Here is an 11852-nt window from a genome sequence, read left to right on the forward strand (position 1 = left end):
ATCCGCAGGACGCCACCGACGCCGCGATGTTGCAGACGCGCCGCCAACTCAACAAGATCGACCAACTGCTTGGAGCAGCTCCCAAATGACCTCCAGCCTCGGCCATGCCCTCACGGGACTTGTCTCCACAAACGTGACGTCCAAGTCGGCGGCGCCGGCGGCGAAGAACGAGGCCACGAGCTTCGGCGACCTGCTGCGCGACGCCGAAAAGCAGTCCGCCCAGGAAAACCAGCAACCGGCCGAGACTGGACCCCACGATGCGCGATGGAACCGGCGGGCGTTTGCCAACGCCGGCAAGGCGCAGCCTGACGGCAACGCTACGGCGACGACCGCCGCGCCAAAGCCGCCAGCCGGCAAGGCCGTCGACAGCGATGCCGATACTGATACGGACAAGGCCTCGAAGGAGACCGACACGGCCGCGCGGAGCGCAAATGCGAGCCCACTTCAGGACAGCCTGCCATTGCTGATGGCGCTCAACGATATCGGCCGCTTCCAGGCGTCGGCCAAGGCGGGCGGACAGGAAGACGCCGGCGATGGCCAGGCGAGTGAGCCGGCGCCGGACGGCCAGCCGCCGGCTCAGTTGCTCTCCACCTTGAAGAAATCGGACGCAACGCCCGGTCTCCAGATCCCTGATCCCGGTGCATTCTCGCGATCCGAGCGCGCCGCGAGCGCCGAAGACTTCCCCGGGAAGCTCCGGCAGCCGGAAGCCATCAGAGCCGTCTTCAAGGACCTGCCGCGCCGGGACGATGGAGCCGCATCGCCACCGGAGGACCAGACGCCCGCGGACGTGCCGGCATCGCCGGCAAAGCGATCTGCGCCGTCGTCGAAAGCCCTTGACGCGATCCGTTCGGCCACGCCTTCGGAACAGGCAAAGCAGTCATCGTCGGCCGCACGCATCGACGTCGTCGCCGAGCAGAGCTTCCCGGCTCCGGCGCAGAACCCGCTAAGTCAGACGGCATCGGCGCTGATCGACGCGCTGGCCTCGGACAAGGGTCTGCCGCAGGCGTTTTCGACCACCTCGACAGGCTCGCAACCGGCCGCTTCTGTTGCCATTCCGACACATATATTGAAGATTGAGCTTCACCCTGCCGAACTCGGCATGGTCACCGCCAGCCTGCGGCTTTCCGGGGACCAACTTTCGATTGAGCTGAAGCCGGAAACGCACGAGGCGCACCGCCGTCTCACCGCCGACAGCGAGGCGATCACCAGGTCCTTGCGCGACCTTGGCTTCGACGTCGACACGGTCACGGTGATGCAACCTTCGATAGCAACGCCAGCCGCCGCGCGCGTCGACGCCAACAGCTCGCTGCCGATGTCGCCAGGCCGCGAGCAATCCGCCTTTCAGCCCGGCAACTCGAGCGGCAACAATGCCGGCTCCGGCGGTCAGCAGCCGGGAAGGAACAACAGCAATGACACACCGGACAGCGGCCGCGCTGCTTCGCCTGCTCGCGAGCGCACTGGCGACGGCATGTTTATCTAGCGCCGCCATCAGCGCTGCGAGCGCCGCCGCCAATCCTTGCGAACCCGAGATCCTGCGCGCCGCCGACCGCTACGGCGTGCCGGCCGGCATCCTCTATGCGGTTGGCCTGACGGAAACCGGAAACAAGGGCAGCCTCCAGCCTAACGCTATGAATATAGAAGGAAAAGCTGTTTTTCCGCGGAGCCGTGCCGAAGCCATGGCGACGTTCGAGAACGCCCGCCGCGAGGGCAAGACGCTGATCGATCTCGGCTGCATGTAGATCAACCATCACTATCACGCGTCGCATTTCCGCAGCGTCGACGACATGCTCGACCCACGCCAGAATGTCGACTACGCGGCGCGCTTCCTGGCCAGCCTGCATGCCCGCCACGTGACCTGGTCGATGGCGGTGGCCCGCTATCACGCCGGCCCCGACAACGACCCCGCGCAGAAGATCTATGTCTGTCGCGTCATCGCCAACATGGTCGCCACCGGCTTCGGCAAATGGACGCCCAACGCCCGCGCCTTCTGCAATCCATAGATGCATGGTCACTCACGGGCGCACAGGATCTTTCTGACCTCGCGGCGCCTGCCGCTTCGCTCGAAACGGCAAGCGTCGACACACAGTCGATAGACCCATGCGACCGCGCTTATTTTCGGGTCCCCAAAAAACTCCCAAGAAAATAGCTACAAGAAATGACGGTTGTTCAGGATTCCCGCCACCGGTTACGCCTCCTTCCACGGGGCAAATGAGATGATTCGGAGGGCGGGCCGATGATCGTGATCGTTGACGAGCGTGAGCTCGTAACTGAAGGCTACAGCTCACTTTTCGATCGCGAGGGGGTGGCCAGCGCGGGCTTCGCGCCGAGCGAGTTCGGGGAGTGGGTGAGCTCGGCCGCCGACACCGATCTGCGCTCGGTCAGGACCTTCCTCATCGGCGACTGCCGCGAGGGTGCGATCTCGCCGCGACAGATCCGCGACCGCACCGGCGCACCGGTGATCGCGCTCAGCGAACAGCACTCGCTGGAAAACACGCTGCGGCTGTTCGAGAGCGGCGTCGACGACGTCATCCGCAAGCCGGTTCACATCCGCGAGATCCTGGCCCGCATCACCGCCATCCGCCGCCGCGCGCATGAGGACGTGACCTATACCGAGGTCGGCTCGATGCGCATCTTCATGGACGGCCGTGATCCGGAGATCGACGGCGAGCCGCTGCCTCTGCCGCGCCGCGAGCGACGCATCCTCGAATATCTCGCCAGCAACCGCGGCCGACGGGTCACCAAGACCCAGGTATTCAACGCCATCTACGGCATCTTCGACGAAGAGGTCGAGGAGAACGTGGTGGAAAGCCACATCAGCAAGCTGCGCAAGAAGCTGCGCGAAAAGCTCGGCCATGATCCGATCGATTCCAAGCGCTTCCTCGGCTACCGGCTGGTGTTCTGATTGCCGAAACCCGCGCCAGCCTCGCGCAAGACACGCGGCATAGGCTCGCGGCCACTGTCATGGGCCCCACCGTCGTGGGTATTGAGGAGACGTTTCGATGAGCCTCTACGGAATGATGCGGACCGGCGTCTCCGGCATGAACGCGCAGGCCAATCGCCTGTCCACGGTCGCCGACAACATCGCCAACTCCGACACTACGGGCTACAAGCGCTCCTCCGCCGAATTCTCGACGCTGATCATGCCGGGCACCGGCGGCGCCTACAATTCGGGCGGCGTCACGACGACGATCCGCTCCGCCATCAGCTCGCAAGGCGTGCTGCAATACACCACCTCGGTATCCGACCTTGCCGTAAACGGCGATGGCTTCTTTGTCGTGCAGGATCCGAGCGGCACGCCCTATCTGACCCGCGCCGGCGCCTTTGTCGCCGACGCCCAGGGCAGGCTGGTCAATGCCGCCGGCTATCAGCTGATGGCCTACAGCTACGCCAATGGCGATCCTGCGGCGACGGCCAACGGTTTCGAGGGCCTGGAGCCCGTGCAGATCTCCGACCAGGAAATGACCGCGACGCCGAGCACCGAAGGCGTCTTCAGCGGCAATCTGCCGGCGGGTGCCACCCCGCCTGCGGGCGCCTTGCCGTCCAGCAACAGCGCGACCGCTGAATACACCTCGAAGTCGTCGCTGGTCGCCTACGACAATCTCGGCAACAAGGTGCTGCTCGACGTCTATTTCACCAACACCGGCTCAGGCGCCTGGGAGGTCTCGGTCTTCGACCAGTCCAAGGCCACGGCCGGCACGTCCTTCCCCTATACCGGCGGCGCGCTGGCCTCGGCCAACCTGACTTTCGACACCACCACCGGCAAGCTCACCGGCGCCACCACCGGCATCTCCTTCACCGTGCCGAACGGCTCCACCCTCGACCTCGACATGTCGAAGCTGACCCAGCTCGGCACCGGCTTCACGGTTTCCGAGGCCGAGGTCAACGGCAACGCGCCGAGCACGATCGAGAAAATCCAGATCGGCCAGGATGGCATCATCTACGCACAGTATGAGGACGGCTCCACCAAGCCGCTCTACAAGATCCCGCTGGCCGACGTGACGAGCCCGGACCGGCTCACCGCCCTGCCTGGCAACGTCTACGCGCAGAGCACCGATTCCGGCGCGGTGCGCATCGGCTTCGCCAATGAAGGCAAGCTCGGCTCGATCGTCTCCGGCGCGCTGGAAAATTCCAACGTCGATATCGCCGAGGAACTGACCAACATGATCGCGGCGCAGCGCAGCTACACCGCCAATTCGAAAGTCTTCCAGACCGGTTCCGACCTGATGGATGTCCTTGTCAACCTGAAGAGATAACTGTCGGGCCCCGGCCCGTGAGAGACCCGCATGTCGCTGACCTCCGCCTTGAGCATCGCACAGTCGGCGCTCCTGACCACCTCGAAGCAGACCAGCATCGTCTCGCGCAATGTCGCCGATGCTTCCAATAGCGACTATGCCCGCCGCACGGCTGTCGTCACCAGCACGGCGCCGGGCGCCCGCTCGGTGGAGATCCAGCGGGCGGCCAACGACCTCCTGTTCCGGCAGAATTTGAGCGCGCTCTCCGCATGGAGCGGCCAGAGCGCGCTTTACAGCGGCATGGACCAGCTGGAGCTGGCCGTCAACGGCGTCGACAACGCGTCCTCGCCCTCGACCGCGATCGCCAATCTGCAGCAGGCGCTGCAACTCTACGCGACGACGCCGTCCAACCAGAATCTGGGCGCCAGCGTCATCGACGCGGCCAGGGACGTCGTGCGCTCGCTGAATGACGGCACCCAGGCGATCCAGGATTTCCGCACCCAGACCGACGGTCAGATCGCCACCGCGGTCGATGACCTCAACAAGCTGCTCAGCCAGTTCCAGGACGCCAACAAGGCCGTCATTTCCGGAACCCGTTCGGGCACCGACGTGTCCGACGCACTCGACCAGCGCGACGCGATCCTGAAGAAGATCGCCGAATATGTTCCCGTCTCCACCTTCACGCGCGGCGACAACGACATGGTCATCACCACCACGGACGGCACGACGCTGTTCGAGACGGTGCCGCGCTCGGTGACCTTCACGCCCTCGTCCGGCTACACCGCCGGCACTCCCGGCAACACCATCTCCATCGACAACGTGCCGCTCTCGGCCGGCAGCGGCGGCAATACCAGCGCCGTCGGCCAGCTCGCCGGCCTGATCACCTTGCGCGACGGCGTCGCCGCCACCATGCAGAGCCAGCTCGACGAGACCGCCCGCGGGCTCATCACCGCCTTTGCCGAGACCTCCTCGTCGCAGCCCGATGCCGCCGGCCTGTTCACTTGGTCCGGCGCGCCCGGCATTCCCGCCGCCGGCACGCTAGTCGACGGCCTTGCCGGCTCGATCAGCGTCAACGCCGCCATGACCCCGGCGCTGCTGCGCGACGGCGGCGCCAATGGCGCTGCCTATGTCCTCAACACTTCCGGCTCGTCCTACGCCAACCTCCTGATCGCCTATGGCGACCGGCTCGACCAGCCGATGGCTTTCGATGCCGCCGCCGGTATCACGGCGACATCCAGCGTCGCCGACTACGCCGCCAACTCGATCGGCTGGTTCGAAGGCGTGCGCCAGCAGGCCTCGACCACCGCCGACGCCAAGGAGGCGCTGGCGACGCGCACGGCCGAGGCGCTGTCCAACGACACTGGCGTCAATGTCGATCAGGAAATGTCGCTGCTGCTCGACCTCGAACACACCTACCAGGCCTCCGCCCGCATGATGAAGACCGTCGACGACATGCTGGACGCCCTGATGAATGCCGTGGGATAATCGATGAAAGCGACAGCCGTCTCCTCAGCCGCAATATCCAACGCCATGCGCTACCAGCAGATGCGCATGCAGTCCGATCTGGTCAAGGCGACGAAGGAGTCAACGACCGGCAAGGTCGCCGATGTCGGCCTGGCGCTCGGCGGGCGCACGACCCAGGCCGTGACCTTCCAGCGCGATCTCGACCGGCTGAACGGCATCATCGATTCCAACGCGCTGGTCGCCGCCCGGCTGACATCGACGCAGGATGCGCTCGGCCAGCTCTCCGACGTCGCGCAGAACTTTCTTTCGGCCTTGACCAGCGCCGTGTCCGGCGATTCCTCGACCAGCATCACCCAGCAGGCCGGCGCGTCGGCGCTGCAGCAGATGACCGGCATCCTCAACACCAGCGTGAATGGCGAGTATCTGTTCGCCGGCACCAACACCGACGTCAAGCCGGTCGACGATTTCACCGCCGCCGGCTCGCCCGCCAAGGCCGCTTTCGACGCCTCCTTCGTCGCCTATTTCGGGTTCACCCAGAGCGACCCGGCCGCGGCCAACATCACTGCCGCCCAGATGGACGACTTCATCACCAGCAGCGTCGAGCCGCAATTCCTCGGCTCGGGCTGGCAAGGCACCTGGTCGAACGCCACCGACGAGCAGATCACCAGCCGCATCGCGCTGAACGAAACCACGCAGACCTCGGTCAGCGCCAATGAGGACGGCATCCGCAAGCTCGCCATGGCGGCGGCGATGGTCGCCAACCTGTTCTCCGGCAACATCAGCGATGCCGCCAAGAACACCGTCGTCAGCCGCGCCCAGACATTGGTCGGCGAGGCCATCGGCGGCATCGTCCAGGTGCGCTCGGAGGTCGGCCTAACCCAGAAACGTGTCTCCGACGCCAGCGACCGCATGAAGACCCAGGTCGACCTGTTCGAGAAGCACATCATCGATCTCGAGGGAGTCGATCCCGCCGAGGCCGCGACCCGCGTCGCCGACCTGACGCAGCATATCGAGACCTCATTCGCGTTGACCGCGCGCCTGCAGCAGCTCAGCCTGCTGAATTACCTGACCTGAAAACTTCCACCGGAACGGCAGAGCCCCGACGATGTATCAATTCTCCTACGCCGACATCCAGACCGACTCCGTCACCGACGCCAAGGACCGCGAGCGGGAATTGCTCACCCGCTCGATCGACATGCTGTCGGCCGCGGCCGCGGTCGGCCAGGATTCCATGGAAGCGATCGAGGCGCTGCACTTCACCAACCGCATCTGGACCACCTTCGTCGAGGATCTCGGCTCCAGCGACAACGCCCTGCCCAAGGAGCTGCGCGCCAACCTGATCTCGATCGGCCTGTGGCTGCTGCGCGAGGCCGAGGACATCCGCCAGGGCCGCACCAACAATTTCGAGGGCCTGATCGAGGTGTCCCAGATCATCCGGGACGGCATCCAATGACCAACACGCTGAAGATATCGCTGAAGCCGAACGAGAAGATCTACATCAACGGCGCCGTCATCCGCGTCGACCGCAAGGTCACGATCGAGCTGATGAACGACGTGCAGTTCCTGCTCGAAAGCCACGTCATCCAGGCCGACCAGGCGTCGACTCCGCTCAGGCAGCTCTACTTCATCCTGCAGGTCATGCTGATGAACCCGTCGGGCGCGTCGGAGGCGCGTGACATGTTCCGACGCTCGCTGCCCATGCTGCTGGCGAGCTTCGAGGACGCCGAAATCTGCAGTGCGCTGAAGCAGATCGACCGCATGGTCGGCGAGGACCATATCTATGAGGCGTTGAAGGCGATCCGCGCGCTCTATCCGCTCGAACGCCGCGCGCTTGGCGGCAACGACGATGTTCCGGGCGCGCCGCGCCCAATGGCTGTGGGAGCTCGATACTGATGAACGTGGACATGACGACCACCATACCGACCGGTGCCAATTCGACCACCACGTCGACCTCCAAGACCGCCGTCGACTACCAGTCGTTCCTGAAGCTCCTCATCGCCGAGATGAAGAACCAGGATCCGACCAAGCCGATGGACTCGACGCAGTATGTCGCCCAGCTCGCCACCTTCTCGCAGGTCGAGCAATCGGTGCAGACCAACAGCAAACTCGACCAGATCATGCAGTCCTCGGCCCTGTCGCAGGCCGATGCGCTGATCGGCCGTTCGATCACTTCCGCTGATGGCAAGACGTCGGGCACGGTGGCCTCCGTGCGCCTGGCCAGCAGCGGTCTCATCGCGGTGCTGCAGAACGGCACGGAAGTCGCTGTCGGCCCCGGCGTCACGATCAAGCCGGCCAGCTAGGCGACCGGCTTGGGTTACAACGCATGAACGAGGCCGACGCGCTCGATATCGTCCAGTACGCGGTGTGGACAGTGCTGACCGCTTCCGCGCCGGTGGTGCTGGTGGCAATGGCGGTCGGCATCGGCATCGCGCTGATCCAGGCGCTGACCCAGATCCAGGAAATCACCCTGACCTTCGTGCCGAAGATCGTCGCCATCATGCTGGTGGTGGCACTGACCGGCCCGTTCATCGGCGGCCAGATATCGGCCTTCACCAACGTCATCTTCGAGCGTATCGAGCACGGCTTCTGAGGCGGGAGGCGGAGTGCCTACTCCTTGCGCTCACCGGACGGCTTGCGGGCAGCCCTGTTGCGGCTAGATTGTGAATTGCGCGGCGTGGGCGCCACTGGTCTCAGGCGGTCTTCGAAAATCATGGGGCAGACTAAACCGGCCGGCAGGCCATGTGCGGAATAGCCGGCGTCTGGCGAAAGCGCGACCCGATCGGCGCCGGCGACCTGTCGGACATCGCCCGCATGATGCAGGCGCTGGCGCATCGCGGACCGGACGACCACGACAGCTGGAGCAGCAGCCGGCTCGCCCTGGGGCACCGCCGGCTTGCCATCATCGATCCCTCGCCCGCCGCCCGCGAGCCGATGCTGACCGCATGCGGCGAGGGCGTGCTCGCCTACAATGGCGAGGTCTACAACTACCGCTCGCTGCGCCAGACGATCGAGACGGAAGGCTGCGTTTTCCGCAGCGTCTCCGACACCGAAGTGGTTCTGCAGGCCCTGCATCATTGGGGTCCTGAAAAGGCCGTGCCGTTGTTCGACGGCATGTTTTCCTTTGCCTACTTCGACGCGCGCGACAACGCCCTGTGGCTCGCCCGCGACCGCCTCGGCATCAAGCCGATGGCGGTGGCCGAGACGGCCGAGCGGATCCTGTTCGCTTCCGAGGACAAGGCGATCCTCGCCAGCGACGGTTTTGCCCGCCGCATCGATGCGCGCGAGATCACCTTGCGGCTCGCCTGGCAGCACCGCGATTCGAGCCACAGCCTGTTCGACGGCATCGAACGGCTGCCACCGGCCGGCCTCTGGAAGATCACCGAAGCGGGCATCGAGAAGCGCTGCTTCTGGCACGTCCTCGACGTGCTGGAGGCGGCGCGCATCATCGGCGACCGGACCTCCGACGACGAGCATATGGCGCGGCTCGAAGCGCTGATCGAGGACAGCGTCGATATCCACTGCATCGCCGACGCCAGCATCGCCACGGCCTGTAGCAGCGGCGTCGATTCCGGTCTGATTACGGCGCTGTCGAAGCGCTTCAGGCCGGAGATTCACGGCTATGTCGTCGATCCCCGGCTTGGCCGCAGCGAGGCGGAAAACGCCGAACGGACCGGCCGTCGCGCCGGCGTCCCCCTGCGCCGGGTGCCGGTCGACAGGAACCGGTTCCTCGAGCTCTGGCCGAAAGCGGTCTGGCATCTTGAGAGCGACGGCTGGCACGCAAGCCATGTCGGGCTTCTGGCGCTTGCCGAGCAATGCCGGACCGACGGCGTCAAGGTGCTGCTTACCGGCGAAGGCGCCGACGAGCTTTTCGGCGGCTACAAATGGCAGGCCGAAAGCATGCGGCCCTGGCGCGCATGGTCATGGCCGGGACGGCTGTTCCGCTCGCGGCGCTGGCTCGATCGCAAATTCGGGCGCATGCGCCATGCGCCCTTCAAGACATCGACCGGCAATAGCTCCGCCTCGGAGCGCAATCTCGTGCTCAGGGCGCTGTCGCCGGAACTCAACTTCCTCCAGACCAGGATATTCGACCGGCTTGAGCCAGTGACGCCGCTCGGCGATCGCGCCTTCCTCGGAGCTTGCCTCTACGATCTCTATTCGCATCTGCAGGACTTGCTCAACCGACACGACAGGCTGAGCATGGCTGCCTCGGTGGAACTCAGGGTTCCCTTCCTCGAAAACCGGCTGATCGATTTCGCGATCCATTTGCCGAGGCGTCAGAAATTGCGCGGCAGGACCGGCAAGTGGCTTTTGAAGAAGGTCGCCGAAAAGCACCTGCCGCGCGAGAATGTCTACGCGCCGAAGAAAGGTTTCGAGATCTCGTCGGGCTTCACCCAGGGTAGCCAGGGCCTGCTGCGCGGCGGCTATCTGCGCGATGCCTTGAAATGGCCGGCCGCCGCCGTCGAAGACCTTGTCGACCTGGCAAAGCGCGACGAGGCCTCGAGGCTGCGCCTCGTCGGCATGGAACTGTTCCTGCGCCTCAATGCCGGCGGCGAGACGGCGGACAGCCTGACCCAGGCGCTGCATGCGGCCGCCGCGGATGCGCGCGCGCATTGAGCAGCGGTTGGTCCAAGGCGGCCAGACCATTGGCTTAGCCGCGCCAGGACGTATTTTTGCCTCGCTATCCTGTTGTTGGAGCATAATCTTTTTCAGGCAAGGGTCCGCCCCGCGTCGCCATGCTCCATCTCCGGAGATGGACATCCGCGTCGGCTGGGCCAACGACATGTGAAGCGGGACAGCACGGATGATCGACGACGAGCCGGACAGCGAACGCGTCTCGGCGCTGGCGCCGTTCCGGCACGGCATCTTCCGCGCCGTCTGGTCGGCCAGCCTTGTTTCGAACTTCGGCGGCCTCATCCAGGGCGTCGGCGCCGCATGGATGATGACCACGATCGCCACCTCCTCCTACCAGGTGGCGCTGGTCCAGGCCTCGACCACCTTGCCGATCATGCTGTTCGCGCTCATTGCCGGTGCCATCGCCGACAGCTTCAACCGGCGCAAGGTGATGCTGGTGGCGCAGTCGTTCATGCTGGTCGTCTCGGCGCTGCTCACCGTGTTCACCTGGTTCGGCTGGATGACACCTTGGACGCTGCTTGCCTTTACCTTCCTGATCGACAGCGGTACGGCGCTCAACAGCCCGTCATGGCAGGCCTCGGTGGGCGACATGGTGCCCCGCGCCAAGGTGCCGGCGGCGATCGCGCTCAACTCGATGGGCTTCAACATCACACGCAGCGTTGGCCCGGCGATCGGCGGCGTCATCGTTGCCGCCGCGGGTGCAGCCGCCGCCTTTGCCGCCAATGCCGTCAGCTATATCGGACTGATCGTCGTGCTGTTCCGCTGGAAGCCGGAAGTACCCGCGCCGACGTTGCCGCGCGAGGCACTCGGCGCGGCGATGGGCGCGGGGCTGCGCTACGTCGCGATGTCGCCCAATATCGGCAAGGTGCTGGCGAGAGGCTCGGCCTTCGGCTTCAGCGCCGGCGCCGTGCTGGCGCTCCTGCCGCTGGTGGCGCGCGACGTCGTCAAGGGCGATGCCTTGACCTATGGCATCATGCTCGGCGCTTTCGGCATCGGCGCGGTCGGCGGCGCGCTGATCAGCGTGCGGCTGAGGCAGTTGCTCTCCAGCGAAACGATGGTGCGCGCCGCCTTTGCCGGCTTTGCGCTCTGCGCCTCAACGCTGCCGTCAGCCACAATGCCTGGCAGACGTCGGCCGGCCTGCTTGTCGGCGGTGCCTGCTGGGTGATCGCGCTCTCGCATTTCAACGTCACGGTGCAGATGTCGACGCCGCGCTGGGTGGTGGGCCGTGTGCTGTCGATTTACCAGACGGCGACCTTCGGCGGCATTGCCCTGGGCAGCTGGATCTGGGGCGTCGTCGCCGACGCCCATGGCGCCGAGGCTGCGTTGATGGCGGCCGCCATCGCCATGCTGGCGGGTGGCGCGATTGGCTTCTTCCTGCCTTTGCCGAAGCAGACCGTCCTCAACCTCGATCCACTCAACAGGTTCAAGGAGCCGATGCTGGCGCTCGACTTGAAGCCGCGCAGCGGCCCGATCGCCATTATGATCGAATACGTCATCCGCGCGGAGGACGAGCCGGAATTCCTC

The 11852-nt window shown here is 65.3% G+C and carries 10 protein-coding genes and 2 pseudogenes; all 12 read left to right on the forward strand.

What is annotated here, in order from left to right; genetic code table 11:
- Positions 1–85 precede the first annotated feature (85 nt).
- The gene (locus EN745_RS18535; protein WP_126058475.1) at positions 86–1480 is read left to right on the forward strand and encodes a flagellar hook-length control protein FliK; all 1395 of its coding nucleotides are present in this window, start codon (positions 86–88) and stop codon (positions 1478–1480) included.
- Positions 1410–2000, forward strand: a pseudogene (locus tag EN745_RS18540) (lytic transglycosylase domain-containing protein). The gene EN745_RS18535 and the pseudogene EN745_RS18540 overlap by 71 nt, the downstream one beginning before the upstream one ends.
- A gap of 233 nt (positions 2001–2233) precedes the next feature.
- Positions 2234–2902 carry a response regulator transcription factor gene (locus tag EN745_RS18545; protein WP_127421956.1) on the forward strand — a complete coding sequence of 223 codons (669 nt, stop codon included), beginning with the start codon at positions 2234–2236 and terminating at the stop codon, positions 2900–2902.
- A 97-nt stretch (positions 2903–2999) separates the two neighbouring features.
- Complete coding sequence (locus EN745_RS18550; protein ID WP_126058473.1) at positions 3000–4253, forward strand: flagellar hook protein FlgE; 1254 nt, start codon at positions 3000–3002, stop codon at positions 4251–4253.
- A gap of 30 nt (positions 4254–4283) precedes the next feature.
- The gene (gene flgK, locus EN745_RS18555; RefSeq protein ID WP_127421957.1) at positions 4284–5717 is read left to right on the forward strand and encodes a flagellar hook-associated protein FlgK; all 1434 of its coding nucleotides are present in this window, start codon (positions 4284–4286) and stop codon (positions 5715–5717) included.
- A gap of 3 nt (positions 5718–5720) precedes the next feature.
- Complete coding sequence (locus EN745_RS18560) at positions 5721–6770, forward strand: flagellar hook-associated family protein (protein WP_127421958.1); 1050 nt, start codon at positions 5721–5723, stop codon at positions 6768–6770.
- Positions 6771–6801: 31 nt separating this feature from the next.
- Complete coding sequence (flaF, locus tag EN745_RS18565; RefSeq protein ID WP_126058470.1) at positions 6802–7149, forward strand: flagellar biosynthesis regulator FlaF; 348 nt, start codon at positions 6802–6804, stop codon at positions 7147–7149.
- Positions 7146–7589 (forward strand): flagellar biosynthesis repressor FlbT, encoded by a 444-nt coding sequence (flbT, locus tag EN745_RS18570; RefSeq protein WP_126058469.1) that lies wholly within the window; start codon positions 7146–7148, stop codon positions 7587–7589. The genes flaF and flbT overlap by 4 nt, the downstream gene beginning before the upstream one ends.
- Positions 7589–7996, forward strand: a complete 408-nt coding sequence (gene flgD / locus EN745_RS18575; protein ID WP_127407306.1) for a flagellar hook assembly protein FlgD — start codon at positions 7589–7591, stop codon at positions 7994–7996. The genes flbT and flgD overlap by 1 nt, the downstream gene beginning before the upstream one ends.
- Positions 7997–8019: 23 nt before the next feature.
- Positions 8020–8286, forward strand: coding sequence for a flagellar biosynthesis protein FliQ (gene fliQ / locus EN745_RS18580; RefSeq protein WP_126058467.1), 267 nt, complete (start codon positions 8020–8022; stop codon positions 8284–8286).
- A 149-nt stretch (positions 8287–8435) separates the two neighbouring features.
- Positions 8436–10310, forward strand: a complete 1875-nt coding sequence (gene asnB, locus EN745_RS18585) for an asparagine synthase (glutamine-hydrolyzing) (protein ID WP_126058466.1) — start codon at positions 8436–8438, stop codon at positions 10308–10310.
- A 187-nt stretch (positions 10311–10497) separates the two neighbouring features.
- A pseudogene (locus EN745_RS18590) lies at positions 10498–11852 on the forward strand (MFS transporter); the annotation flags it as partial.

This window comes from Mesorhizobium sp. M4A.F.Ca.ET.022.05.2.1 (assembly GCF_003998845.1).
Taxonomy (GTDB): Bacteria; Pseudomonadota; Alphaproteobacteria; order Rhizobiales; family Rhizobiaceae; genus Mesorhizobium.